At 64.0% G+C, this 26,888-nt stretch carries 19 protein-coding genes; 8 read left to right on the top strand and 11 right to left on the bottom strand.

The genetic code is table 11. The annotated features are described in order from the left end of the window. Window positions 1-11: 11 nt before the first annotated feature. On the bottom strand, window positions 12-665 hold the full coding sequence (locus EA798_RS09820; RefSeq protein ID WP_106156102.1) for a histidinol-phosphatase: 654 nt from the start codon (window positions 663-665) through the stop codon (window positions 12-14). A 182-nt stretch (window positions 666-847) separates the two neighbouring features. On the opposite strand from EA798_RS09820, the gene EA798_RS09815 reads away from it, so the two are divergent. Both EA798_RS09815 and ptsP read left to right on the top strand, forming a co-directional pair. Continuing rightward, on the top strand, window positions 848-1,327 hold the full coding sequence (locus EA798_RS09815; RefSeq protein WP_015278517.1) for an RNA pyrophosphohydrolase: 480 nt from the start codon (window positions 848-850) through the stop codon (window positions 1,325-1,327). 24 nt (window positions 1,328-1,351) lie between these two features. Further along, window positions 1,352-3,625: a phosphoenolpyruvate--protein phosphotransferase gene (ptsP, locus tag EA798_RS09810; protein ID WP_106156101.1), complete on the top strand. Its 2,274-nt coding sequence runs from the start codon at window positions 1,352-1,354 to the stop codon at window positions 3,623-3,625. A 6-nt stretch (window positions 3,626-3,631) separates the two neighbouring features. Here ptsP and EA798_RS09805 read toward each other — a convergent pair whose 3' ends face one another. Beyond that, entirely contained in the window at window positions 3,632-4,387 is a 756-nt protein-coding gene (locus EA798_RS09805; RefSeq protein WP_122098823.1) for an NRDE family protein, read from the bottom strand. A gap of 157 nt (window positions 4,388-4,544) precedes the next feature. On the opposite strand from EA798_RS09805, the gene EA798_RS09800 reads away from it, so the two are divergent. The 4 genes from EA798_RS09800 (at window position 4,545) to EA798_RS09785 (ending at window position 8,041) form a co-directional block, all read left to right on the top strand. After that, window positions 4,545-5,327 carry a sulfite exporter TauE/SafE family protein gene (locus EA798_RS09800; RefSeq protein WP_122098822.1) on the top strand — a complete coding sequence of 261 codons (783 nt, stop codon included), beginning with the start codon at window positions 4,545-4,547 and terminating at the stop codon, window positions 5,325-5,327. Between the two features lie 10 nt (window positions 5,328-5,337). Then, the gene (lgt, locus tag EA798_RS09795; protein WP_011911649.1) at window positions 5,338-6,138 is read left to right on the top strand and encodes a prolipoprotein diacylglyceryl transferase; all 801 of its coding nucleotides are present in this window, start codon (window positions 5,338-5,340) and stop codon (window positions 6,136-6,138) included. Window positions 6,139-6,242: 104 nt separating this feature from the next. Beyond that, complete coding sequence (locus tag EA798_RS09790; RefSeq protein ID WP_122098821.1) at window positions 6,243-7,037, top strand: thymidylate synthase; 795 nt, start codon at window positions 6,243-6,245, stop codon at window positions 7,035-7,037. 230 nt (window positions 7,038-7,267) lie between these two features. Continuing rightward, on the top strand, window positions 7,268-8,041 hold the full coding sequence (locus EA798_RS09785) for a ParA family protein (protein ID WP_106156097.1): 774 nt from the start codon (window positions 7,268-7,270) through the stop codon (window positions 8,039-8,041). A 26-nt stretch (window positions 8,042-8,067) separates the two neighbouring features. Here the strand turns inward: EA798_RS09785 and EA798_RS09780 are convergent, their stop codons facing one another. The 6 genes from EA798_RS09780 to EA798_RS09755 all read right to left on the bottom strand — a co-directional run bounded on the left by EA798_RS09780 (window position 8,068) and on the right by EA798_RS09755 (window position 13,838). Beyond that, on the bottom strand, window positions 8,068-9,054 hold the full coding sequence (locus EA798_RS09780) for a branched-chain amino acid ABC transporter permease (protein ID WP_122098820.1): 987 nt from the start codon (window positions 9,052-9,054) through the stop codon (window positions 8,068-8,070). Further along, on the bottom strand, window positions 9,054-9,941 hold the full coding sequence (locus EA798_RS09775) for a branched-chain amino acid ABC transporter permease (RefSeq protein WP_013981555.1): 888 nt from the start codon (window positions 9,939-9,941) through the stop codon (window positions 9,054-9,056). Before EA798_RS09775 ends, EA798_RS09780 begins: the two co-directional genes overlap by 1 nt. Next, the gene (locus tag EA798_RS09770; protein ID WP_122098819.1) at window positions 9,941-10,645 is read right to left on the bottom strand and encodes an ABC transporter ATP-binding protein; all 705 of its coding nucleotides are present in this window, start codon (window positions 10,643-10,645) and stop codon (window positions 9,941-9,943) included. The genes EA798_RS09775 and EA798_RS09770 overlap by 1 nt, the downstream gene beginning before the upstream one ends. After that, window positions 10,638-11,438, bottom strand: a complete 801-nt coding sequence (locus EA798_RS09765) for an ABC transporter ATP-binding protein (RefSeq protein ID WP_122098818.1) — start codon at window positions 11,436-11,438, stop codon at window positions 10,638-10,640. The genes EA798_RS09770 and EA798_RS09765 overlap by 8 nt, the downstream gene beginning before the upstream one ends. After that, window positions 11,435-12,640, bottom strand: coding sequence for an ABC transporter substrate-binding protein (locus EA798_RS09760; RefSeq protein ID WP_122098817.1), 1,206 nt, complete (start codon window positions 12,638-12,640; stop codon window positions 11,435-11,437). Before EA798_RS09760 ends, EA798_RS09765 begins: the two co-directional genes overlap by 4 nt. Before the next feature lie 385 nt (window positions 12,641-13,025). Beyond that, window positions 13,026-13,838: a universal stress protein gene (locus tag EA798_RS09755; RefSeq protein WP_122098816.1), complete on the bottom strand. Its 813-nt coding sequence runs from the start codon at window positions 13,836-13,838 to the stop codon at window positions 13,026-13,028. 177 nt (window positions 13,839-14,015) lie between these two features. Between EA798_RS09755 and EA798_RS09750 the strand changes: the two genes are divergently transcribed. Together EA798_RS09750 and EA798_RS09745 are read left to right on the top strand one after the other, a co-directional pair. Continuing rightward, on the top strand, window positions 14,016-14,933 hold the full coding sequence (locus EA798_RS09750) for a response regulator (protein WP_122098815.1): 918 nt from the start codon (window positions 14,016-14,018) through the stop codon (window positions 14,931-14,933). A gap of 142 nt (window positions 14,934-15,075) precedes the next feature. After that, window positions 15,076-15,972: a peptidoglycan DD-metalloendopeptidase family protein gene (locus EA798_RS09745; protein WP_122098814.1), complete on the top strand. Its 897-nt coding sequence runs from the start codon at window positions 15,076-15,078 to the stop codon at window positions 15,970-15,972. A gap of 12 nt (window positions 15,973-15,984) precedes the next feature. Here the strand turns inward: EA798_RS09745 and EA798_RS09740 are convergent, their stop codons facing one another. From EA798_RS09740 to EA798_RS09730, 3 genes are read right to left on the bottom strand one after another with little or no spacing between them, the layout of a single operon-like run. Beyond that, complete coding sequence (locus EA798_RS09740; protein ID WP_244221265.1) at window positions 15,985-18,090, bottom strand: site-2 protease family protein; 2,106 nt, start codon at window positions 18,088-18,090, stop codon at window positions 15,985-15,987. Beyond that, window positions 18,087-19,388, bottom strand: coding sequence for an efflux RND transporter periplasmic adaptor subunit (locus tag EA798_RS09735; protein ID WP_122098813.1), 1,302 nt, complete (start codon window positions 19,386-19,388; stop codon window positions 18,087-18,089). Before EA798_RS09735 ends, EA798_RS09740 begins: the two co-directional genes overlap by 4 nt. Window positions 19,389-19,390: 2 nt before the next feature. After that, a complete protein-coding gene (locus tag EA798_RS09730) occupies window positions 19,391-26,842 on the bottom strand; it encodes a VCBS domain-containing protein (RefSeq protein ID WP_122098812.1) in 7,452 nt (2,483 codons plus the stop codon). Window positions 26,843-26,888: the final 46 nt, after the last annotated feature.

The following is a 26,888-nucleotide window of genomic DNA, read 5'->3' as shown; positions in this document are numbered from 1 at the left end:
GCTGCGCGGGCTCAGCGCAGTGAGATGATCTGCCAGCCGCGCTCCGTGGCGATCTGGCGCAGTACCGGATCGGGGTCCACGGCGACCGGATGGCTGACGCGCTGCAGCAACGGCAGATCGTTGCGCGAATCGCTATAGAAGTAGCTGCCTTCCAGGGTCTGCTCGGTTTCGGCGAGCCAGCGTTCGATCCGCTGCACCTTGCCCTCCTGGAAGCAGGGGATATCGGTCAGTCGGCCGGTGTAGCGGCCATCGCGCATCTCGCATTCGGTCGCCAGCAGGGTGTCGACGCCCAGGCGCGCGGCGATCGGGCCGGTGATGAAGCGGTTGGTGGCAGTGATGATCACTACCTTGTCGCCGGCTTCCAGATGCTGGCGCAGCAGCGCCTCGCCCTTGCTCAGCACGATGGGTTCGATGAAATCCTGCATGAATTCGTCATGCCACTTCTGCAGCTGCGGCATTTCGCTGCGGCCGAGCAGCTCCTGGCAGAAATTCTGGTAGGCGTGCACGTCGAGGTTGCCGGCCAGGTAGTCCTGATAGAAGGCATCGTTGCGTGCCTTGTACTGGCTTGCGTCGACGATGCCGCGCTGGCAGAGGTATTCGCCCCAGGCGTGGTCGCTGTCACCGGCCAGCAGGGTGTTGTCGAGATCGAATAGAGCCAGGCGCACGTTTGTTTTCCTCGGGATGGACAGGGCAGCGCCAAGCATAACGGCTAGAGCGTTCCCGGCGCAGCCTTCACCAGCCTATATCGGCGCGGGCAGGCACGTGCCGAATGGCGGCTTGCCGCGCTTTCGGCTTATTGCCGTTTTGTGGAACAATGCCGCGACATGCGTCTGCGAGGTTGTATGCCGTGATCGATTCCGATGGTTTTCGCCCGAATGTCGGCATCATCCTGACTAACGATGTCGGTCAGGTGCTGTGGGCCAGGCGGATCAATCAGGACGCCTGGCAGTTCCCGCAGGGCGGGATCAATGCTCGTGAAACGCCGGAAGAAGCGCTGTTTCGCGAACTCAACGAAGAAGTCGGCCTGGAAGAGCAGGATGTGAAGATCCTCGCCTGCACCCGGGGCTGGTTGCGCTATCGTCTGCCGCAGCGACTGGTGCGTACCCACAGCCAGCCGCTGTGCATCGGGCAGAAACAGAAATGGTTTCTGCTGCGCCTGACCAGTGCCGAGGAGCGTGTACGCATGGACCTGACCGGCAAGCCCGAGTTCGACGGCTGGCGCTGGGTCAGCTACTGGTATCCGCTGGGGCAGGTGGTCACCTTCAAGCGCGAGGTCTATCGTCGTGCACTTAAAGAACTTGCACCGCGTCTACCGGTGCGGGACTGAGATTCGGGGAGAAAGCCTCTGAGCATGCTCGGCACGCTGCGCAAGATTGTCCAGGAAGTGAATGCCGCCAAGGACCTCAAGGCGGCGTTGGGCATCATCGTGCTGAGAGTCAGGGAGGCCATGGGTAGCCAGGTCTGCTCGGTCTATCTGCTCGATCCGGAAACCGAACGCTTCGTCCTGATGGCTACCGAAGGCCTCAACAAGCGCGCCATCGGCAAGGTCAGCATGGCGCCCAACGAAGGCCTGGTCGGCCTGGTGGGCACCCGCGAAGAACCGCTCAACCTCGAACACGCCTCCGAACACCCGCGCTACCGCTACTTCGCCGAGACCGGCGAGGAGCGCTACGCCTCCTTCCTCGGTGCGCCGATCATCCACCACCGGCGGGTGATGGGCGTACTGGTCATTCAGCAGAAGGAACGCCGTCAGTTCGATGAAGGCGAAGAGGCCTTCCTGGTGACCATGAGCGCCCAGCTCGCCGGCGTTATCGCTCATGCCGAGGCGACCGGCTCGATCCGTGGTCTTGGCCGGCAGGGCAAGGGTATTCAGGAAACCCGCTTCATCGGCATCCCGGGTGCGCCGGGCGCCGGTGTGGGCACCGCTCTGGTGGTGCTGCCACCGGCTGATCTGGATGTGGTGCCGGATAAGCATATCGATAACATCGATGCCGAGCTGACGCTGTTCGAAGCCGCGCTTGAAGCCGTACGCGCGGACATGCGCAACCTGTCGGAAAAGCTCGCCACGCAGATGCGCAAGGAAGAGCGCGCACTGTTCGATGTCTACCTGATGATGCTCGACGATTCGGCCCTCGGTGGCGAGGTGACCAAGGTCATCCGCACCGGACAATGGGCCCAGGGCGCGTTGCGTCAGGTGGTCAGGGAGCACGTGCGGCGCTTCGAGATGATGGACGACGCCTATCTGCGCGAGCGCGCTTCGGACGTCAAGGATATCGGTCGGCGCCTGCTCTCCTATCTGCAGGAAGCCCGTCAGCAGACCCTGACCTACCCCGACAAGACCATCCTGGTCAGTGAGGAGCTGTCGCCGGCGATGCTCGGCGAAGTGCCCGAAGGCAAGCTGGTGGGCATGGTTTCCGTGCTCGGTTCGAGCAACTCCCACGTCGCCATCCTTGCCCGTGCGATGGGCATTCCGACGGTGATGGGCGCGGTGGACCTGCCGTATTCCAAGGTCGACGGCATCGAGCTGATCGTCGATGGCTACCGCGGCGAAATCATCACCAACCCGGGCAAGGTGCTGCGTGAGCAGTACGAAGTGCTGGCCGAGCAGGAGCGCCAGCTCTCCGAGGGCCTCGATGTATTGCGTGAGCTGCCGTGCGAGACCATCGACGGCCACCGCATCCCGCTGTGGGTGAATACCGGGCTGCTCGCCGATGTGGTGCGTGCGCAGGAGCGTGGCGCCGAAGGCGTCGGCCTGTATCGCACCGAAGTGCCGTTCATGATCAAGGAGCGCTTCCCCAGCGAGAAGGAGCAGATGGCGATCTACCGTGAACAGCTGGAGGCTTTCCATCCGCTGCCGGTGACCATGCGCAGTCTCGATATCGGTGGCGACAAGTGCCTGCCGTACTTCCCGATCAAGGAAGAGAACCCGTTTCTCGGTTGGCGCGGTATCCGCGTCACCCTCGACCATCCCGAAATCTTCCTGCTGCAGACCCGCGCCATGCTCAAGGCCAGCGCCGGGCTGAACAACCTGCGCATCCTCTTGCCGATGATTTCCGGCATCGGTGAGCTGGAAGAGGCGCTGCACCTGATCCATCGCGCCTGGTGCGAGGTGCGCGACGAGGGACTGGACGTGCACATGCCACCGGTGGGCGTGATGATCGAAGTGCCAGCAGCGGTTTATCTCACCCGCGAGCTGGCCCGGCAGGTGGACTTCATCTCGGTCGGCTCCAACGACCTGACTCAGTATCTGCTGGCGGTCGATCGCAACAATCCGCGCGTGGCCGACCTCTACGACTACCTGCACCCTGCCGTGCTCGAGGCGCTGCAGCGGGTGGTCAAGGAAGCGCATAGCGAAGGCAAGCCGGTGAGTATCTGCGGCGAGATGGCGGGCGACCCGGCGGCAGCCGTGCTGCTGCTGGCGATGGGCTTCGACAGCCTGTCGATGAACGCCACCAACTTGCCCAAGGTAAAATGGTTGCTGCGCCAGATCAGCATGGATACCGCTCAACAGCTGCTTGCGCGCGTCATGCTGCTGGATAGCCCGCAGGTGATCCATAGTACGGTCCAGCTGACCTTGCGCAACCTGGGACTGGACAAGCTGATCAACCCGTCTGCCGCCGTCTGAGCACGCTCAGCCGCGTGGTGGATGGCGGTAGCGCACGTCGCCCAACGGCCCGTCCGGGCCGAAACTCCGCTCCAGGATATCCAGCGTGCCGTCGGCGTGGCGGATCAGCGCTGTGCTGGCGCGCGTACCGTATTCGGGGCTGATGATGAAGATGCTCGACAGTCGTCGCTCCCACTCCAGCGGAACGCCTGTCTGTGGTAGCTCATGTTCGGCGGCCTGCTGCGGATCGGCGAGCAGGGCCAGCAGGCGGCCGGTGTCGGGCTGGTCGAGTCCTGCAGCCAGCGCGGCGCGAGCTTTCTCCAGCTTCGGCCAGGGCGTATCCAGACCCGCGTTGGACAGCCCGTAAACGCCGGCTCCGAGCTGCGTTGCTTCGCCGCTACGGGAATTCAGATGCCACAGGCTCTGATGATCGCCGACCAGCAAATTGAAGCCGGCATAGTCATGACGGCGCGCGGTCAGTTCGGTCAGGTAATCGGCCGGCGACAGCTCTGCGCGCAGGTACTGTTCCGGCAGTTCGCCACGTGAACGCAGGCCGACAGGCTGGCCAGGCGCCCGGATGTTGGTCACGGCGGCGAAGCGCCCATGGGCGGTGATGCCCATCCAGGTGCCGCCCGCCTGCAGGTCTCGCCCGCCGATGATCCACGGGGCATCCTCCCAGTGGCCCAGAGGCAAGCTGGGACGGGCGTAAAATTCGTCGCGGTTGGCGGCTACCACCAGTGGCTGACAGTGGTCCGGGCGCCAGGCAAAGACGATCAGGCACATGGGTTCCTACTCTCTGGCCGGGTCGCCAGAGTACAGGCGCAACGCACGTGGAAGCCACCGCCAGGCGGGCCGTGCGTCTGCCAGCGCGAGCATCCGGGCGAGCGTGCTGCGCGGGTTTTCCGCTAACATGCCGCTTTGTTTCGCCGGGACGGGGCACATGGAGTTTCTGCTGTATCTGCTGCTGGGTGGCTTCGCGGGCGTGCTGGCCGGTCTGTTCGGCGTGGGCGGCGGATTGATCATCGTGCCGGTACTGGTATTCAGTTTCAGCGCTCAGGGGTTTTCCCAGGAAATCCTCACCCATCTTGCGGTAGGGACGTCGCTGGCCACCATCGTCTTCACCTCGATCAATTCGATTCTCACGCACCATCGCAAAGGTGCGGTGCGCTGGTCGACGGTGCTGTGGATGACCTTCGGCATCCTCCTCGGTGCGGCGCTCGGCAGCCTGACCGCGGCGGCGATCCAGGGGCCGATGCTGCAGAAAGTCATCGGTGTATTCGCCCTGGCGATGGCCGTGCAGATGGGCTTCGACCTGCGGCCCAAAGCCACTGGACGAGCGCCGGGACGTCCGGAGCTGTCGCTGGTCGGCGTGGTGATCGGTTGGGCGTCGGCGATTTTCGGCATCGGCGGCGGCTCGCTGTCGGTACCCTATCTGACCTGGCGCAGCGTGCCGATGCAGCAGGCGGTGGCGACATCCGCCGCCTGTGGCTTGCCGATCGCCATTGCCGGGGCGCTGAGTTTCATGTGGGTCGGCTGGCACCAGCCACAGTTGCCGGAGTGGAGTCTCGGCTTCGTCTATCTGCCGGCGATGCTCGGTATCGCCGCCACCAGCATGTTCTTCGCCAGGCTCGGCGCGCGGCTGGCGCATCGGCTGTCGGCAACGGTTCTGAAACGGCTGTTCGCTCTGCTGCTGCTGAGCGTCGGCATCAATTTTCTGGTTTGAGGAGTAACGGATGCTGCCCTATCCGCAGATCGACCCGGTGGCCATCGCCATCGGCCCCTTGCAGATTCACTGGTACGGTCTGATGTACCTGATCGGCATCGGCGGCGCCTGGTGGCTGGCCTCGCTGCGGGTGCAGCGCTTCGCGCCGGAATGGCCGAAGGACAAGCTCTCCGACCTGGTGTTCTGGGTGGCCATGGGGGTGATCGTCGGCGGCCGCCTGGGCTACGTGCTGTTCTACGACCTGGCCGCCTACATCAACCAGCCGAGTCTGATCCTGCAGGTGTGGAAGGGCGGTATGTCGTTCCACGGCGGCCTGATCGGCGTGCTGCTGTGCAGCTGGATCTTTGCCCGGCGCAACGGCAAGAGCTTCTTCGAGCTGATGGACTTCATCGCGCCGTTCGTGCCGATCGGCCTGGGCGCCGGGCGCATCGGCAACTTCATCAATGCCGAGCTGTGGGGCAAGGCCACCGATGTGCCCTGGGCGATGGTCTTCCCGACCGATCCGCAGCAGCTGGCGCGGCATCCGTCGCAGCTCTATCAGTTCGCCTTGGAAGGCGTCGCGCTGTTCGTCATCCTCTGGCTGTATTCGCGCAAACCTCGGCCGACCATGGCGGTCTCCGGACTGTTCGCGGTGTGCTACGGCATTTTCCGTTTCATCGTCGAGTTCGTCCGCGTGCCGGATGCCCAGCTGGGCTACCTCGCGTTCGGCTGGCTGACGATGGGGCAGGTGCTGTGCATCCCCATGGTGCTGCTGGGTGCAGGGATGATCGCCTGGGGTTACCGGCGCGAAGCCGGCCGGGCGCCGGCCTGATCCGAAGGCCTGCCTGTCGCCGCGAAGGCGACAAGCGGGCCCCGGGCTTTTACTATTCGCGCAGCCTTTTTTACCGCGCTTCGGCGCCTGCTTCGAGTCAATCGATGAAACAGTATCTCGACCTGATGCGCCACGTGCGCGAACACGGCACCTTCAAGACGGACCGCACTGGCACCGGTACCTACAGCGTGTTCGGCCATCAGATGCGCTTCGACCTGGCCGAAGGCTTTCCACTGGTCACCACCAAGAAGTGCCACCTCAAATCCATCATCCACGAGCTGCTGTGGTTCCTTCAGGGCGATACCAACATCAAGTACCTGAAGGAAAACGGCGTGCGCATCTGGGACGAGTGGGCCGACGAGAACGGCGAACTGGGCCCGGTTTACGGCTACCAGTGGCGCTCCTGGCCGGCGCCGAACGGCGAATCCATCGACCAGATTGCCAACCTGCTGGCGATGATCAGGAAGAATCCGGATTCGCGCCGACTGATCGTCTTGGCCTGGAATCCGGCGCTGGTCGAGCAGATGGCGCTGCCGCCGTGCCACGCGCTGTTCCAGTTCTACGTCGCCGACGGCAAGCTCAGCTGCCAGCTGTACCAGCGCTCGGCGGATATCTTCCTCGGCGTGCCGTTCAACATCGCCAGCTATGCCCTGCTGACGCTGATGGTGGCGCAGGTCTGCAACCTGCAACCGGGCGAGTTCATCTGGAGTGGCGGCGATTGCCATCTTTACGCCAACCACCTGGAACAGGCCGATCTGCAGCTGACCCGCGAGCCGCTGCCGCTGCCGACCATGAAGCTCAATCCCGAGGTGAAGGACCTGTTCGCCTTCCGCTTCGAGGACTTCGAGCTGGTCGGCTACGAGGCGCATCCGCACATCAAGGCGCCCGTTGCCGTCTGACTTTGGTCGGGTTCGTCGGCGCGGATAACGCGGCTGTCATATTTGCCGTATAGACTCGACCGCTCAGGGCCTTTTCACGATCTCGCGAGCTAGAGTCCTGCAAGGCAAAAACCGGTGAGGAAGCGGAATTTACTTATGTAAATGAGCATTCCGAGCCGGTTCTTTAACGCAGCAGGGCCGACGCGCAGCAGATCGTGAGCAGGCCCTCGGGGTTTCTTGGGAGCCAAGTCATGCGCAGGGTCGTGTTCAATCAGAAGGGTGGTGTCGGCAAGTCGAGCATCGCCTGCAACCTGGCTGCGGTCAGCGCATCGCAGGGCTACCGCACGCTGCTGGTGGACCTGGACGCCCAGGCCAACTCCACGCACTACCTGACCGGGCTGACCGGCGATGACATTCCGACCGGTATCGCCGACTTCTTCAAGCAGATCCTCGCTGGCGGCACGGCTGGCAAGAAGGCACGCCCGCCGATCCTCGAGACGGCCTTCGACAACCTGCACCTGATCAGCGCCACGGCCGAACTGGCCGACCTGCAGCCCAAGCTGGAGGCCAAGCACAAGATCAACAAGCTGCGAAAATTGCTCGACGGCCTCGCTGAAGACTACGACCGCATCTACCTCGATACTCCGCCCGCACTGAATTTCTATACCGTTTCGGCGCTGATCGCTGCCGACCGCTGCCTGATTCCCTTCGACTGCGACAGCTTTTCCCGTCAGGCGCTGTACAGCCTGCTGGCGGAGATCGAGGAGATGAAGGATGACCACAACGAGACGCTCGAGGTCGAGGGCATCGTGGTCAATCAGTTCCAGCCACGGGCCGCGCTGCCGCAGCAGATGATCGATGAACTGCTGAGTGAGGGTTTGCCGGTGCTGCCGGTCAACCTTATGAGTTCGGTAAAGATGCGCGAATCGCACCAGGCCTGCACGCCGCTGGTGTACCTGGACCCGCGGCACAAGCTCAGCCAGCAGTTCGTGGAGCTGCACGATCTGCTCGAAGCGCACGGCTGAATCCGATCGTCGCTGCGCCCGGCGACTTAGTCTTCAGTGCGCCGCTCCAGCTTCTTGCCCAGCCGCGAGGCATAGAGTTCGCCGATCATCCCGCGGCGGAACACCAGCACGCAGACCATGAAGATGATCCCGGTGACCAGGGTCACCGGCAGCTCCGAGGTGGCGAAGTAGTTGCCCAGCGTGGTCACCAGCGCCGCGCCGAAGACTGGCCCGACCAGGGTGCCGATGCCGCCGAGCAGTGTCATCAGCACCACTTCGCCGGACATCTGCCAGCTGACGTCGGTCAGCGTGGCGAACTGGAACACCAGCGCCTTCAAGCCGCCAGCGAGCCCTGCCAGCGCGGCGGACATCACGAAGGCGCCCAGCTTGTAGCGCGACACCGTGTAGCCGAGGGAGATCGCACGGTTCTCGTTCTCGCGGATCGAGCGCAGGATCATGCCGTACGGCGAATGGATCACCCGCCAGATCAGCAGCATGCCGGCGAGGAATACCGAGAGCACGAAGAAGTACATGTACAGCGGCTCTTCCAGGTCGATCAGGCCGAACAGGTGGCCGCGGGGGATATTCTGGATGCCGTCCTCCCCGTGGGTGAACGAAGCCTGCAGGCAGAAGAAAAAGAACATCTGCGACAGCGCCAGGGTGATCATCGTCGAGTAGATGCCCTGCCGGCGGATCGCCAGGAAGCCGATGATCAGCCCGAGAAACGCCGCACCTGCGACGCCGACGAGAATCCCCAGTTCCGGCGTCAGCCCCCATTCCTTCACCGCATGGGCGGTGAAATACGCCGCGCCGCCGAAAAAGGCCGCATGGCCGAAGGAGAGGATGCCGGTGTAGCCGAGCAGCAGGTTGAAGGCGCAGGCGAAGAGGGCGAAGCACAGCACCTTCATCAGGAAGATCGGATAGAAGTAGAAAGGCGCCAGCGCCAGGGCGACCACGCCGATCAGGATCAGCACGGTTTCCAGGCGCAGCAGCGGGCGTTTGGTGGTCGGGGTGACGCTCAGCTGGCTGTTCATCAGGCGTCCCTCCCCATCAGGCCGGCGGGACGCACCAGCAGCACGATCGCCATGATCACGAAGATCACGATGTTGGAAGCCTCCGGATAGAACACCTTGGTCAGGCCCTCGAGAATGCCGAGCATGTAGCCGGTGATGATTGCGCCGAGAATCGAGCCCATGCCGCCGACCACCACTACGGCGAACACCACGATGATCAGGTTCGAGCCCATCAGCGGGCTGACCTGGTAGATCGGCGCGGCAAGCATGCCGGCCAGCCCGGCCAGCGCTGCACCCATGCCGTAGGTGAAGGTCAGCAGCAGCGGCACGTTGATGCCGAAGGTGCGCACCAGCGTCGGGTTCTCGGTGGCGGCACGCAGGTAGGCGCCGAGCTTGGTCTTCTCGATCAGCAGCCAGCTGGCGATGCAGATCACCAGCGAGGCCAGCACCACCCAGGCGCGGTACTTGGGCAGGAACATGAAGCCCAGGTTGTAGCCGCCGGCCAGTTCCTTGGGCACCGCATAGGGTTGCCCGGAGGAGCCGTAGAAGTAGCGGAAGGCGCCCTCCAGGGCGAGCGCCAGGCCGAAGGTGAAGAGCAGGCTGTAGAGGTGGTCGAGGTTGTACAGCCGCGACAGCGCCAGGCGTTCGATCACCGCGCTGCACAGGCCGACGATGATCGGCGCAAGGATCAGCGCCGGCCAGTAGCCGATGCCCAGGGTCGCCAGCAGCAGGTAGCCGGCGAAGGCGCCGATCATGTACTGCGCACCGTGGGCGAAGTTGATGATCTTCAGCATGCCGAAGATGATCGCCAGGCCCAGGCTGAGCATGGCGTAGAACGAGCCATTGATCAGGCCGATCAGCAGCTGGCCGAGAAACGCCTGGATCGGCACATCGAAAATCGTCGTCATCAGACCCCCAGGGCTTCGTTGAGCATGCTCATGCGGCCAGGCAGATCGGCAACGTCGAAGGTGTCGATGACCTGGCCATGGTCCACCACGTAGAAGCGGTCGGCCACCTTGCTGGCGAAGCGGAAGTTCTGTTCCACCAGCAGGATGGTCATGCCGCGCTGCTTGAGCGTCTGCAGCACCTCGCCGATGCGCTGGATGATCACCGGCGCCAGGCCTTCGGTGGGCTCGTCGAGCAGCAGCAGCTTGGCGCCCGTGCGCAGGATGCGCGCCATGGCCAGCATCTGCTGCTCGCCACCAGAAAGCTTGGTGCCCGGGCTCTTGCGGCGTTCCTCGAGGTTGGGAAACAACTGGTAGATCTCAGTCAGGGTCATGCCGCCCTTGGCGATCACCGGCGGCAGAGTGAGGTTCTCCTCGACGGTAAGCGTGGAAAAGATGCCGCGCTCCTCCGGCACGTAGCCGATGCCGTGGCGGGCGGTGCGGTGCAGTGGCACGCGCAGCATGTCCTTGCCGTCGAAGCGGATCGTTCCGCTGCGCTTGCGGATGATGCCGACGATGGCGCGCAGCGCAGTGGTCTTGCCCACCCCGTTGCGCCCGAGCAGGGTCACCGTCTCGCCCGCATGGACGTCCAGGTCGATGCCGTGCAGGGCATGGCTTTCGCCATACCAGGCATTCAGCTCGCGCACGCTGAGCAGCGGTTCAGTCATCGTCGGTCCCCATATAGGCCTCGCGCACGCGCTCGTCCTGGCTGACTGTGCGGTAGTCGCCGGAGGTGAGGATTTCGCCACGCTGCAGCACGGTCACCTGATGGCAGAGGTCGGCCACCACCTTGAGGTTGTGCTCGACCATCAGCACCGCACGCTGGGTGGCCACCTCGCGGATGATCTCGGCCACCACGTGCACGTCCTCGTGGCCCATGCCGGCCATGGGTTCGTCGAGCAACAGCACCTTGGGCTCCAGCGCCAGGGTGGTGGCGATCTCCAGCACGCGCTTGCGCCCGTAGGACAGATCGGCGGCCAGTTCGTGGCGCTTGTCGGCCAGGCCGACCGACTCGATCAGCTGCAGGGCACGTTCGTTCAGCCGGTTCAGCGAACGCATCGGCAGCCAGAACTGGGTGGCCAGCCCACCCGGGCGCTGCAGGGCGACGCGCACGTTGTCCAGCACCGAGAGGTGCGGGAATACCGCGGAAATCTGGAACGAGCGCACCAGGCCCATGCGCGCCACCTTGGCAGGGTCCGTGCGGGTGATGTCATGGTCGAGCAGGCGGATGGTTCCGGCGGTGGGCTGCAGGAACTTGGTCAGCAGGTTGAACACCGTGGTCTTGCCCGCGCCGTTGGGGCCGATCAGGGCGTGTACCCGGGCATGGTGCACGTCCAGATCGACGTTGTTGACCGCGACGAAGCCGCCGAACTCCTTGCGCAGGCCGCGCGCCGAGAGCATCACGGGAGTATCCCGTCCGGCGTCGCCAGCCGCGCTGGGCTGAACGGCGGCCACGCTCATTGCCCGACCAGCTCGCAGCCGCTGTCGGCCGGCTTGATGTAGGCCTCATCACCCGGCACGGTGGCCAGCACCTTGTAGTAGTCCCAGGCGCGTTTGCTTTCCTCGGGCTTCTTCACTTCCATCAAGTAGACGTCACTGATCAGCCGGCCGTTGGCGCCGACCTTGGCGTTGCGTGCGAAAACGTCGTCCACCGGCATCTCGTGCATGGCCTTGGCGACCGGCTCGGTGGCGTCGGTGCCCGCCTTCTCGATCGCCTTGAGGTACTGCATGACGCCGGAATAGGTGCCGGCGTGGACCATGTTCGGCATACGCCCGGTGCGCTTGAAGAAGCGCTCGCCGAACTCGCGGGACTTGTCGTCGCGGTCCCAGTAGAAGCTCTCGGTCAGGGTCAGGCCCTGGGCGGCGTCCAGGCCCAGCCCGTGCACTTCGGCGAGGGTGAAGAGCAGCGCGGCGAGGCGCTGACCGCCGGCGACAATACCGAACTCGGCCGCCTGCTTGATGCTGTTGGCGGTGTCCAGGCCTGCATTGGCGAGGCCGATGACCTTGGCCCCGGAGGATTGCGCCTGCAGGAGGAACGAGGAGTAATCGGTGCTCGCCAGCGGATGGCGCACCGCGCCCTTGACCTCGCCACCCTTGGATTTGACGAACTTGGAGGTCTGTTCCTCCAGCGAATAGCCGAAGGCGTAGTCGGCGGTGAGGAAATACCAGCTGTCGCCGCCCTGGGACACCAGCGCACCGCCGGTGCCGACCGCCAGCGCGTGGGTGTCGTAGGCCCAGTGGAAGCCGTAGGGCGAGCACTGCTTGCCGGTCAGCTCGGTGGTGGCAGCGCCGGTGACCAGGTTGATCTTCTTCTTGCTCTTGGAAATACCCTGTACCGCCAGCGCCACCGAGGAGGTGGTCAGCTCCATGATCGAGTCGACCTGCTCGCGGTCGTACCACTGCCGCGCGATGTTGGAGGCGATGTCCGGCTTGTTCTGGTGATCGGCGGTGACGATCTCGATGGGCGCGTCGAGCACCTTGCCGCCGAAGTCTTCGGCCGCCATCTTCGCCGCTTCGAACGACCACTTGCCGCCGAAATCGGCATACACGCCGGACTGGTCATTGAGGATGCCGATCTTCACCTTGCCGTCGGAAATCTCGGCCGAGGCGGGTACGGCGACCGCGGCCGTAAGGGTTGCCGCTGCGATTGCTGAAAGCTTCATGCGTGTCTCCTTCACGTTTGCTCGGCATACGGACGCGCGCCATGCATGGCGATCCATATGGCCGGGGTTAGGGAAAAACCGGGCAGGTTGGCGCTTGTGCTGAACCCAGCGGCGCCGAATGCATAGCGGCAGCGGTGGTATGGCGGGCCGCGCCGTACCGCGACGGGTGGGCGCGCGGCACTCGCGTCAGGTCGCGGAAAGACAGGTGGTTGGACGTTGAAAGGCTGAACCAGAAACGAGTCGAAGCGAGGCACATGGGCGTCTTCTTCTTATTGTTGTTCTGGCTCTAAACGTAGCAGGGGTTTGCCCGGGCGCAACCTGGCGGTCGCGCAATGACGTCTGACGTGTTCCTGGGGCCCGGCGCGCAGGCCTTGAGAGAAGGGGCTTAGCGGGCGATCAGAAGGTCACAGGGCGGGTTGTCGAGAAATTGTCGGGCCAGACTGCCGAGCAGCGCGCTGCTCATCTCGCCCCGGCTGTGGCTGCCCAGTGCCAGCAGTTGCGGGTGCAGGTCGCGCAAGGCAGCGTCCATGCAGTTGTTGCGCTCGCCCTGGTAAAGGCTGTAGCTCAGCAGTGCCCCGTTGTCCGGCAACTGCTGCTGAATGTCCTCGACCAGCTGATCGAACAGTTCCTGCTGCAGCGCCAGGCCTTCGGGGTCGGGGCCATGCACCTCGGCCATTTCATGCACGTGCAGCGCGTGCAGTTCGGCGCCATCGCCGAGCAGCTCCCAGGCGCATTGCATGGCCCGGCTGGCGCAACGGGAGAAGTCCAGCGCGGCCATGGCGCGTTGATACGGAGCGTCCGCCGGGGTGATCACCAGCAGCAACGGTGCCGGGCTTTCGAGCATGATGCGCTCCAGCGTGGTGCCGGCGAATCCCTGGTTCGAGCCCTTGTGGTGGCGGCCCATCACCAGCAGGTCGGCCACCAGGCCCTCGGCCTGTGTGAGGATCTCCTCCACCGGCTGGCCGCGGCGGATCCACGGCTCGATCTGGCTCAGCTCGTTCTGCTGCAGTCGCTGCTGCAGCAGCGTCCGTGCGGCTTGCTCATCGCTCGACGAATCACGGTCGTCGAGCACATGCAGCAGGCTGATGCGGGCTCCGGCCTGGCGCGCCAGGCCTGCGGCACGCTGCAGCGCGAGGTCGGCGTCCGGGCTGAGGTCGTGGGCGACCAGAATGTGCTGAACCCGATCTTGCTGAAACATGGGTGACCTCGCGGAGCTGGCGAAAGCCGCAAGTATGCCGCGACGGCAGCGCCATGTCCTGCCAAGGCCGGTGCGCTGCCTTGATCGGGCGCAACAACTTTGCTGGCTATGGTCGCTCGTGCTTTTGTCGATCCGATCCTGCGGCTATGCTTGCCGGCATTCGAGCAGGAGTTAAGGATGAGCAAGGTCAGTGTGCTGGTAGTGGATGACGCGCCCTTTATCCGGGATCTGGTAAAGAAGGCGCTCCGTAGTCACTTCCCTGGCATTCGCATCGAGGATGCGGTCAACGGGCGAAAGGCCCAGCAGATGCTCAGCCGCGAGCGCTTCGATCTGATTCTCTGCGATTGGGAAATGCCGGAGATGTCGGGGCTGGAGCTGCTGACCTGGTGTCGCACTCAGGATGCGCTGAAGACTACGCCATTCATCATGGTCACCAGCCGTGGCGACAAGGAAAACGTAGTACAGGCCATTCAGGCCGGAGTGTCGGATTTCGTCGGCAAGCCGTTTTCCAACGAGCAGCTAACCAGCAAGGTTCGCAAGGCGCTCGGGCGTGCCGGCAAGCTGGATGCGCTGGCAGCCAGCGCTCCGATCAGAAGCATGGCGACCGGCATGGCCAATGATTCGCTGGCCGCACTGACCGGTGGCAAGGCTGAGGTGGTGCGTCCCGCGGCGCCTGCCGCGCCTGCCACCGAAGCCAAGGCCTCGCCACTGATCCAGCCCAGCGCAGCGCCTGCCAGTGCCCCGGCCGGCGCCGCTTCAGGTCGTGGGCAAGGCCAGCTGCGCCTGGCCAACGGCAGTGTGGCCTGCGTGATCAAGGCGTTGAGCCTCAAGGAGGCTTTGCTGGTGGTCAAGCGCGGCGAGCAGCTGCCGCAGGTACTGGAAAGCGCCGTTCTCGACCTCGAGCAGGGCGAAGGTGGCGAGGTTGCCCGTCTCAACGGCTACCTGCACGCCGTCGCAGCGTTCGAACCCAAGCCCGACAGCGAATGGCTGCAGCTGTCGTTCCGCTTCGTCGATCGCGATCCGCAGAAGATGGATTACCTTTCGCGCCTGATCGCCCGTGGCACGGCGCAGCGGCACTTCGTTCCGGGCGCCTGAACAACCCGGCAGGCGACCGTTCGGCGCCTGCCATCCTCTACAAACTGACGAGCATCACACGCCGACGGTCGGTGGCTCGCACAGGCCGCTCGCCACTGCTAGTCTTCCCGCTCCAACACTATAACCACTAGAAACTGCCGTTATGCTGGGGCGCATTCTCTTGTTGCTCGGGCTGCCGCTGCTGGCCACGCCGGCGCTGGCCCTGACCATCTACAAATACACTGACGCCAATGGTGTCGTGACCTACAGCGATCAGGCTGCGGCTGGCGCGCAGGTGTTCGTCTTCCGTGATCGCATGGTGGAAAAGCTAGACACCCAGGTGAAACTGGAAACCCGCAAGCATGACGCGGGCGAGACGCTGCTGGTGCGCAACGACCTGTTCGCCCCAGTGGATATCGAGCTGAAGCTGGAGAACGTCGAGAACGCCATTGGCGCGCCGACCAAGCCGATCCGCTGGGTATTACCGCCGCGCAGCCAGATCCGCCTGGCGACCCTGGCGCCGCGTGATGCCAGCAAGCCGCTCAAGTACACGCCCAAGCTGCGCCATGCGCTGGGCGATCCGCGGCTGATTCCCAAGCCTTACAAATACCCGCTGCCCTGGCAGGGCGGTCCGTTTCGCCTGACCCAGGGCGCCAACGGCCAGTACAGCCACTTCACGCCAAAGGGCCGTTACGCCGTGGATATCGCCATGCCCGAAGGCACGCCCATCGTCGCAGCGCGCGGCGGTATGGTGGTGAAGATCGAGAACGAGCAGAGCGGCCGCGGCAACAACCCGGCCGGCAACTTCGTGCGCATCATGCATGACGACGGCACCATGGGCGTCTATCTGCACCTGATGAAAGGCTCGGTGGCCGTGCGCGAAGGCCAGCGGATCGAGACCGGTACGCGTATCGCACGCTCCGGCAACACCGGCAACAGCACCGGCCCGCACCTGCACTTCGTGGTGCAGCGCAATGTGGGTCTGGCCATCGAGTCGATCCCGTTCGACTTCTCCCAGCCGGTCAACAGCCTGCCGAACTTCGCAGTCGGCGGTGAGTAGGGCCAGTGGTAATCAGAAACCTGCTTCGCGCAGGAGCACGCTAAGGGCGTTGCGCAGGTAGCGCCCAGCCAGCGATTCCCTCTCTCCATGAACCACCAGTGTGCCCCGCCAGGATTGGCCGGCCAGCGCACCGACAGGTGAGTCCACCGCCAGTGTCACCCGATAGAGCCCTTGCTCGGGAATCAATTGCCCGCGTCGCTCACGAACCAGCACATGGCCGCCGGTCTGTGCGGCCAGACGACCGTCATCGAGCACGCGGGTTGCGTCGATATCGACATGGCTGACCTTCAACCGCAGTACGGTTCCATTGCCCCCATCGGTGACGAAGCGCGCCGGGCTCCCCGGCTGGATGCGTTTGACCGCTTCCTCGCCGAGATAGGTTTCAACCCGATAGCCCTCGTCGCCAACCAGCAAGGCCAGACGTTCTTTGTCGGCCAACCATTGGCCGGAATGCAAATCCGGGTCGAGATCGTAGAGGCGGCCGGTGAACGGTGCGCGCGGCTCGTAGCGAGTCAGCTCGCGGTTCAGACCTGCAAACTCGGCTTCGGCGGTCGCCAGTTCCTCCTGAGCGCTCTGCAGGCGATTTCGTGAATCACTACCGAAGCTGGCAGAAGCCGCCAACCAGCGCAGCCGCTCGAGTTGCGCTGCAGCTGTTTCACGTCGCGCAAGCAGGGTCGGTGAGACCAGGCGGGCGATTGGCTCGCCAGCAGCGACGAGGCTGCCTTCGGCGTGGGGCATCTCCGCCAGCTGAGCGGGGCCTGGCGCATGCACCGGCCATACTGCGACAGGGCTCAGCATGCCGCTGGTGCTGATCCGCCCAGGCCAAGGTACAAGCGCCAAGGCAAGCAGCGCAGTTAGCAGGAGGAGGGTCAGCAGGCTGCGCTGGCGGCGGCGAATCGCCGGCCAGCGTTGCTGCCATGCACGTAACTCTTGGCGGATTGGCATCAGGATGAACCAGGCGATCTCGACCACGAACAGCAGGATGCCGATGGCCTTGACGGCAAAGTGATAGACCAGCACGGCGATGCCGAGGAACACCACCAGTCGGTAAGCCCAGGTGACCCAGGCAAAGACGATCAGCGCGCGCTCCTTGCCGGCAGCGAAGCGCTCAGGGCGTTCCTCGCCCAGATCGAACAGCCACTCACGCAATTTCCAGCGGGCCAGGGCGAAGCTGCGCTCGTGCAGGTTCGGCATGTCCAGCCAGTCCGAGAGGATGAAGTAGCCATCGAAGCGCATGAAGGGGCTGGCGTTGATCGCCAGCGTGGCGATCCAACTGGTCGTCGCCAGCACGAAAGCGGCAGAGCGTAGCTCGCCATCTGGCAAAAGCCCCCAGGCCAGTGTGGCCCAGGCTGCCACAGCCAGTTCGGTGACGATGCCCGCCGCCGCGATGCGCAGACGCTGCCAGCGACTGGTAAGGCGCCAGGTCTCGTTGGTATCCGTATACGCCATCGGCCAGAGCACAAGAAAGGCCACACCCATGGTCGGTACCCGGCATCCATAGCGCTTGGCGGTGAAGGCGTGTCCCAATTCATGCAGCAGCTTGACCACAATCAGTGCTACGCCATAGGCAGCCAGGCCGCTCCAGGTGAAGGTATCCACCAGCGACGCGGCGAAGTGTTCCCAGTGTCGGGCGACCTGAGTCAGCCCAAGCAGCAGCGCTGCAAGCGTCAACAGGGCAAAGCTGCGGCTGCTGAAGCGAGCAGCCAGACCCTGCCAACGGCCGAGCCAGGCATCTGGACGAACCAGGGGCACGCGGAAGAACAAGTAATGGTGCAGCAACCATTTGAAGCGGCTACCGTGAGCTTTGTTCAGGCGCTCGGCCTGTTGGCGAGCATTGCCGGGGCGCGCCTGCAGCAGCTGGTTCTCGCCAAGAAAACGCGATACCTGTTCGATATCGTCCACCCCGAGTTTCAGAGTCGAATCCTGACTCACACTCTCGGCAATGGCCTCTGCGTCAGCGATCGACCAGCGGCGCAGTACCTCGAATGTCGACCAGTCGATGCTGAAAAAGCGGTTGCGAGCCGGGTCGTGCAATGTCCAGCTCGGCTGGCCGTCAGCCAGCTTAGGGCCGGGCAGCAGGGAGAGCTCCTCGCGTAGCAGTGGCCAGGTCACGTTCACCAGCCGATCATCGCGCGCAGACTGGCCAGTGGCCGGCGCAGCGCCCAGTAACCGAGTGGCACCCAGCCGCCGCTGAAACGCGCGGTGCCTTTGAGACCTACGCGATGCTCGGTCGGCGCGTCCAGGCGCGCTCGCACCCGATAGGCGTAGCTGCCGTCCGGCCGCTCCACGGCATCGTGGGCGAAGTAGCGCAGCGTTGCACTGGCGGGTGCCAACGGGCTGGCGTTGAGGTGCAGGGCAACGCGACTGCCATCGGCCATTGGGATCGCATCGGCCAACGGCACCCAGGCTTCGACCTCTACATCCTGCGGCGTGGCGATGCGCATGATACGTTCGCCGATCGAGACCGGCCGTCCAATCCATTCGGACGGGTCGTCGAACAGGGCAATGCCGTCACGCGGTGCGAGCACTCGGGCGCGGCTCAGCTGGTCGGTGCCGAAGGCCAGTTCGGTGCGCTTCTCCTCGATGCGCCCGGTGAGCACGGCCAATTGTGCCTTGGCGCGCGGATCGGCAAGAGCCTGTTGGGCTGTCTGTCGGTACTCGGCTTCAGCGGTGACCAACGCCTGGCGCGCTACCTCGAGGCGGTTCTGAATCAGCGCTTCGTCAAAGCCGAACAACGGTTGGTCTTGGCGAACGATTTCGTTGGGTTGCACATGGAAGGTATCGATCACGCCTTCGAGCGGTGCGCGGATGAGCGCAGGGCTAGCCGGTACCAGTTCACCGGGAGCCAATACCGTCAGCCGCACCGGAACCAGTACGAGCAGGCACACGGCCAGCGCCCAGTACCAGCGGCGACGCGAAGTCTTGCCGCCCTGCATCTTACGCGGCCGAATGCCCCAGCGCCGCCGTGGTGCCTGCTGTGCAAGCCAGGCGTGATGCCAGATTCCGGCCCATTCGACGAGCAACGCGACCTCGCTGTCCCGCCAGGGCAGATCGCGGGCAAACAGCACGCCGCTATCGTCGCCAAGCGGGACCCACAGCGCCTGGTCTGGCAGCCACTCACTCCAGTCCTGCGCAAGTGCCTCGGGCAAGACGTCGCGCGTAACCACCCGCGGCTCCGGTGTCTGCGTCAGCCGCCCGCAGAGCGCCTGGAGCCACAGCACATAGGGCACGTTGGCTTCGACCTGAACGATGCCCGATAGCGCTCGCACGCTGCCGGTGAGCCAGAGCGCTGCCTGTCGGTAAGGCAACAGCGCATGGCTATCGTTGACCAGCAGGAACTGCAGCTCGGCCGGCGTTTCGGCTTGCCGAGCCTGACGGCCTAATTCAAGCAGGCCTGCAAGGGGGGACCGTTCCACCTTCAACTTGCCTTGTGATCCGGCCGAGACTCGCCTGGGCCGCGAACGGTCTGGGCAGGTTCGGCACGGCTGCTGGAAAGCGCCCGCTCCAACGCCTGGACCGGGCGCTGGCCCGCCGCCTGGCGGAGCTGGTCGGACAACGTGGCTCGGCCGCTGGCATCGCTCGCCTTGCGATCACCCACGTTGAAGCGGAACAGCGAGCTGGCTTCCCGGCCTTGGCTGTCACGCGCCACGACCTTGATGGTCAGCTCGCCGCGATAGCCGGACGGGGCGGCCAGTTCGAACTTGCCGCTCTGCGGGTCGAAGCGCACCCAGCTCGGCAGTGGTTGGCCGTCGGCTTGCGTGGCGCTTAGCAGGATGCGCTCGTTCGGATCGGTGTGCGCAAAGGCATCGTATGGCACCGAGAAACTGGTCTGCGTGCCTGCGTCTGCATACTGGTCCGCTACACCGTGATACAGGCTCAGGCGCGGCTGGGGCGCTTCGATCACAACGATCTGGAAGCCGGCGCGCTGGGTATAGATGTCCGCGAATGTGGCTCGGCTGTGCAGCGCCAGGTCCAGGTCGCGACTCTGCACAGCTGCAATCAGAGGTGCCGCGACAGCGGCAGGCGCGGCCAGCGTATTGGCAGGTGCTACCGTGGTATCGAACGGAGCCGGCGGCGCAGGCGGAGCCACTGGCTCCGGTGCCGCAGGAGGCGGAACGGGCAGCGGTGCGGCCGGCTGCGGCGGCGCGACGACAACCGGAGGCACGGGCTGCGGTTGCGGCTGCGACACTACAGGCTCGTCCAACCCCTGAACCGTGATTACTACCGTCGTGCTGCTGCCATCGCCAGAGGTCACGGTGAAGGTTTCGGTGCGGCGATCGGCCGTGCCCAGTGCCTGCACGGCCGGATTGGTATTGTCCAGCGTATAGCGCCAGTGCCCGGTGCTGTCGATGCTGAACTCGCCAAATTGTCCGCGGGTGGCTGGCTGCGCCACGATCACAGCCTCGCCTTGATCGGCATCCGTCACGCTGAGCTGCCCCTCCGAGGTGAGCAAGGTGTCCTCCTGAACATAGCCCTGCTGGCCGCTCGGCGCGAACTGCGCTGGATCGTTCACGCCGTGGATGGTCACGGTGACGGTCTGCTGGGTGCCGTCCACGGTGCTGACGGTAAAGGTCTCGACCTTGGTTGCACCGGACTTCAGGTACTGCACCGCGCTGTTCGGCACGCTGTAGGTCCAGGTGCCGGTGGTGGAGATGGTCAGAGTGCCCAGTGTTCCGGCCGGTGCGCTGACGGTGGGCTGGAAGCTGGCTTCACCGGCATCCGGGTCGGTGACGGTCAGGCTGCCGCCGGTGGTCAGGTTGCCCGCTGTGACGTTGAGATCTTCGGTCACCGAACCCACTGCGTAGCCGCCGACGACGGCAGTGTCGCTTACGCCATGGATGGTCACGGTGACGGTGTGCTGGGTGCCGTCTACAGTTCTGACGGTAAAGGTCTCGACCTTGGTTTCACCGGACTTCAGGTACTGCACCGCGCTGTTCGTTACGCTGTAGGTCCAGGTGCCGGTGGTGGAAATGGTCAGAGTGCCCAGTGTTCCGGCCGGTGCGCTGACGGTGGGCTGGAAGCTGGCTTCACCGGCATCCGGGTCGGTGACGGTCAGGCTGCCGCCGGTGGTCAGGTTGCCCGCTGTAATATTGAGGTCTTCGGTTACTGAGCCAATATCGACACCGCCGATTACCGCGGCGTCCGGTTGCGGGCGTACGGTGATATCGAGTGTGCTGCTGGCGCCGGTTTGAGTGCTGTAGGTCACTGTCGGCAGGCTGCCATTCCAGTCGGCTACGGGGGTGAATACGTAGCTGCCGTCGGCGTTGAGTACCAGACTGCCAATGTCGGACAGGGTTGCGGTGCTCCCCGGTATGTAGGAGGTTCCGCCAATGCTGAAGCCGGCCACCCTAAGAATGTCGTCGGGGTCGCTGTCGTTCTCGAGCACATTGCCCCTTGCGATGCTGTCCTCATCGATGGTCTGGCTGTCGGGCCGCAGCACGGAGGGCTGGTTGCCGGGGTTGTCGTTGTCCAGGCCCAGCGTTGAAGTTGCAGGCAGGCCGTTGGCGCCAGGGGCACCCGGCAGGTAGATCACGCCGTTCCCGTTGTCGACGATCGTCGCCGTGCCAGTCACGCCAGCTCGCCCATTAGGCGGGGCAAGATTAGCGAGCAGCTCAAAGGTTTCTGCGACTTCATAGGCGGTGTCCTGCTCAGCCCTGATGTCAACGCGAACAAGCAGTTGACCCTGGCCGTCCAGGGCGGGCAATGAAGCAGCGGTGTAATCGGTCCATTCCTGGCCGTTCCACACCTGAATCGCTGGAAGCGTCCCCAGATCGGCGCGCCCCGTACCGCTTTGCTGCACGACCGAGAGCGAAACGGACAAGCCGGCGTCGCCGCTGACGGTGAACACGGCCCAGTCGGAAGCCTCGTTCACAGTCGGGCTGGATACGCTGAGGGTGCGGTCATCGGTGAGCGGTGCGGTATCCGGGTTGCCTGTCTTGTTTTCTCCATCAAACATCACGCCGGTGCCGTCATCGTGGATGCCGGCTGTACCGACTGCGCTGCCGCCTCCATTGTTTTGCGCCACCAGTCCGAAGGTTTCGCGGCCCTCGTATACACCGTCGGCCACGATCGCAACGCGCACGAGCAGAGTTGGGGCGGAAAGGCTGATCGGGCCGGTGTAGTTTCGCCACTGGTTGCCGTCCAGATACTGCAAGGTGGTGCCATGATCCGCATCCACCGCGCTGCCATTGACCAGCGATAGAGCGACGCGCTGCCCCGTAGCGCCGCCAACCTGGAAGATTGCGTAAGGCGAACCTTCGTTGACTTCCACGCTGCTGACGGAGAGCGGCCTATCGTCGTCCAGCGTGCTGGTGGTGTCAGGCTGGCCCGCGGGATCGAACAGCACGCCGCTGCCGTCATCGACGATCGTGGCGGTACCGGTAAAGACTTCGTTGGCCGAATTACAAGCGCGCAGCTCGAACGTCTCGCTGCCCTCGTTCAGGGTGTCACCAAGAATCGCTACGCGAACCTGCAGCACGCCCCCTGCAGGCAGGGTGACGGTGCCGCTCAGATAGGTGACCCAGGTACTGCCCTCGAGGTATTCGAGCACCGGCACGTAGTCCAGTCCGGCGCTGGCGGTGCCAGCTGCAAGCGCCAGTGTTACGCGCTGCCCGGCTTCGCCGGTCACGTTGAAATGTACGTAGGGCGATGCCTCGTTGACGGTGGGGCTGTTTACTGTGAGGTCGCGATCGTCGGCCACGATGTCCAGGATCAGCGTATCGGTGTCGCGGTTGCCCAGCGCGTCGATGCTCGTCAGCACCAGGGTATCGCGGGCTACATAGTTGTCGCCTGGCTGATAGCTCAGGGTGGCCAGGGCGTCATTGATCTGTTGCTGCGTACCGCTAAGAACCAGCTGATCACTTCCGTTGCTGCCGCTGCTGATCCGCACCGCGTGAAGTGCATCGATGCTGAGGCGACCGCTGGTAACGGTGATACGAGCGCTGGCCAGATCACCATCGATGTCGGCTACCGCAAGCGGTATGGCAAGACGGTCGAACTCGTTGACGCTAAGCGAGCCTGGCATGCTGTTGATCGGAGCGTTGCTGTCGTCGGCGCCCTGGATGCTGATGGTAAGGCTGGCCGTGCTTGACTTGCCGTGACTGTCGGTAACTTCGTAGGTAAATACTTCGCTCAGCGACTGGCCGCCAAGCAGGGCATCAACGGTAGGGTTGGTATTGTCGACCGCGTAGCGATAGCTGCCGTCTGCCCCCAGCAGCAGAGTGCCGTAGCTGCCTGTCACGCTCGTTGCGCTGCTCGCCGAGGTACTGCCAGCGGCCACGAGGGTCGCCGGTGCCCCGTTCCCTGCGCCGATGCGGGTCAGTGTGAGACTGTCGCCTGCATCCACATCGCGGTCATTGCTCAGCAGGTTGCCGCTCGGGTCGAAGCCCGCAATGGCGTTGGCGGCACCGCTTGCCTCACGTGCCGTCGCAGTGTCAGCCACCGCCACAGGTGCGTCGTTTGCGCCCTGCAGGGTAATGGTCAGCCGCGCAACGTCAGATTTGGCGCCATTACTGACGCGGTAGAAGAAGGTGTCGGTCAGGGTCTGGCCAAGGGCCAGTGCATCCACTGCCGGGTTCGCATTGGCCGGCGTGTAGACGTAAGTGCCATCAGCCTGCAGTGTCAGCGAGCCGTAGCGGCCGGCCACGCTCAGGCCTGTGGTGCCCGGCGTTGCCTCGGACCATGCCTGCGTAACTGTGCCGGTACCGCTCCAGACATCGCCGGTGGCGTTGCTGCCGATGGCAGTGCCATTGGCCGCAAAGCCCTGCTCGACTGCAGTGCCGGCCGCGTCCTGCGCATCCGGCTCAGTGTTGTCGGTGGTGCCTTCGATCCGAATGGTCAGTGTCGCTGTGCTGCTGGCCCCAGAGGCGTCCTGCATGCGGTAGGTAAAGGTATCGCTTCGCACGTCCCCGGAGGAAAGACCCATATCGGTCAGGGTGTAGGTGTAGCTGCCGTCGCTGCGGAGCAGCAAGTTACCGCGCGTCCCGGTTAGCGTAGTGCCGTTCAGCCCGACCGGTTGGGTGAAATCGATTCGTGTCGCGCTTGATAGCGACACAGCGCTGCTAAGTGTTGCGGTACTGCCAGTGATTGCGGTCACCGTGGTTCCGTCTGGAATACCTGCGCCGCTGACCGCCATGCCCACCAGTACGCTGCCACTGATATCCGTCAGTTGCACCGCTGTGTTACTTGTCCCGCTGACGATCGCCGCAGCGCTGATTGATCCGCTGCTGAAGTTCGCGCTTTGTCCGTTGCGCTGGTAGAAGGTCAGACTTTCGCCATTACTCACCGTCACATTGGCGTCAAGTTGAATGGTGCCGATTGTCCCTGCCCCGGCGCCGTCGAGGTCGACAATTGCAGATCCTCTGGAATAGGTGCCGATTCGAGTGGTTGTGTCGGTGCCGCGGTAAACCGCGTAGTCCTTCGTCGTGTCGAAGCCGCTGACGTTGGTGATTTTGATCAGGCTCGTGGTTACCGACGAGCTGGTAATCGCATTGGCCGTAGCGACAATGCCGCTTACCGTCTTACTGTCGCCCGCATCCACATCGATGTCGTTGGTCAGCACATTGCCGGTGGCCGTGGTCGATCCGGCGTAACCGGTTGCCGATTCCTTCACCGTGTTGAAGTCAGCCACGGCCACGGGGGCATCGTTGCGACCCTGGATGGTGATCACCAACGTATTGCTTACCGACAGCCCCGCGGGATCACGAACGCTGTAGGTAAATGTCTCGTTCAGGGACCCGTTGCGCAGTGCCTGCACGGCCGCGGCGCTGTCATTGGGCTGGTAGCTGTAGGCGCCGTCGGCGCTGACGCTCAGCGTGCCGTAGAGGCCTGTGATCTGCGTGGTGCCGTTGGCGGAAACGACGGTGGTGCCGACGCTGGCGAGGGTCAAACTGTCGCCGTCTGGATCGCTGATGCCGACGAGTAGGCTGCCGCTGGCAGCGCTGCCGCTGGTTCCGTTGGCCACCCCGCCCGCTTCCACTGCTTCGCCGGTAACGCTGCCAGTGACTACAGGCGCGCGGTTACCGATGCTCACGTTGAAGGTAAAGGTGTTGGGCGTTGGGTCCAGATCGATGCCGCCGTTGGCGGTGCTGCCGTCGTCCCTCACCTGGAAGCCAAAGCTGGCTGTCCCGTTGCTCTGGGAGGCGACGAACGTCAGCTGGGTAAGCTCGCCCACGGCTACTTCGTAGCCCGTGGCGATCTGGCCGGCGGTCAGGGCAACGCCCTTGAAGTAGAGCGTACCGTTTGTGGGCAGCGAACTGATGCGTACGGCTGCCAGCGTATGGGCCGGGCTGTCGTTGGGGTCGCGGAAGCCGAAGTCCGCCGCGGAAAAGGTGTAGCTGGCGCCTGCCTTGATCGCCACGCTGCGGTCGGTTCCTTCCGGTGCGTCATTTACCGGGACGATGGTCAAAATCAGACTGCCGACCGCACTGGCTTTGCCATCAGTGACTAGATAACCCACCGTCGGCACGGCACCTGCGTAGTTTGTCGCTGGCTGAAAGCTGTACTGCCCGTTGCTGGCTACTGTCAGGCTGCCAGCGGCCAGGCTCAGGGTTACCTGGCTGCCCGCTGCAATAGCATGGGCCGTGCCGTTCAAGGTGATCTGCGATACGCGCAGCGGGTCGCCATCAGGGTCGCTGTCATTGGTCAACAGGTTGCCGGTCAATGGTGCCAGGCTGTCTTCCAGCACGGTGGCGCTGTCATTGACCACATTCGGCGCCTGATTCGGCTGAATGAACTTGTTCATCGCCGTGTCGACCGGATCGCTACTGGTGCGATAGTTGGTAGCCCCGGTGAAATTGAACGTTTCGTTCACACGCAGGACGTAGGCTGAGTCGTCATTGCCTGTACCAATTACACCGTCCGCGCCGGGCGCATAGAAATACAGGCCATCGACACGGCTACCGCTCTTGATCAGCCGGCTAACCACACCGAAAACGGATCTGGTTTCACCCGACTGGCTATCGGTCCAGCTCAGGACGCCGGAGACATTGTTTCCGGAAAAGTAGGGGGCAGACGGATCGCTGGACGTGAAGCGGAAACCGGTGCCGCTGACTGCCAGCGGATCGGTAATAAAGCTGTTTGCTTCTTCACTTTGCGACACCGGTGTGATCTTGAACACCTGCGTAAACGTGACCGCTGCTTCCTCTACCTCATAGCTGATGCCATCCAGGGTTATCTCGCGGCTGTCGTTCTCGCTGCGGATGCGTTGCGCATCGGCAGCACTCAGCTCGATTCCGTAGACAGCGGCTGCGAAGGCTTCGCCCTCGTCGCCTGCTGTGTCCAGCGGTCCGTTGATGGCATAGTCAATAGCGTGTCCGGCTTCTTCTACCAGTACACGAGTAATCATCGCTTTATCTGAGGCAAGCGCGACCCAATCGGCGTTCACGAAAACCGTAGGACTGCCGGTGGGTCCGCTAGCGGCGAACGCGCCTAGGGCACCCTGCAACTCGTCATGGCTGCGAAGCTCTACCTTCACCTGAGCCGTACCATCTCGTAGCGAGTTAAGCCAGGCGTCCGCCGCAGCCTGCCAGTCACTGTCCGGCGAGCTGCGACCGCCATTGAATAGGTTGAAAAGCGTTCCGTTGTCTGCCGTGGACAGAAACTCGCCGATCATCCGGCTTGCGTCTGCTTGGGCTTCGGTGAATGCGGATGACGCTTCCGGCGGCGCATTGAACACGATCGATGGCGCTTCGGCCGCTGCCGCTACGTTGATCGAAGTGTGTGTGGCGGATCCGCCGTCATCGGCGATGGCATCCACCGCGTCGGCCGCTGCCGCCCCGTCGAAGACGAAGCGCTGCTCGAGCGCCATGGGCCGCGGGCGATTGCGCACCAGGCGGGAGGGGGCGGTGTTGGTTCGGGTCTTGTCAGCCATGTCGGACCTCGATGGGCAGCGTCAGCAGCACCAGCGGAAATGCCTG

The sequence above is a fragment of the Pseudomonas songnenensis genome (genome assembly GCF_003696315.1).
Classification (GTDB): Bacteria; Pseudomonadota; Gammaproteobacteria; order Pseudomonadales; family Pseudomonadaceae; genus Stutzerimonas; species Stutzerimonas songnenensis.
The sequence above is the reverse complement of the archived record's forward strand: the minus strand, read 5'-3'. Positions and strand labels throughout refer to the sequence as shown.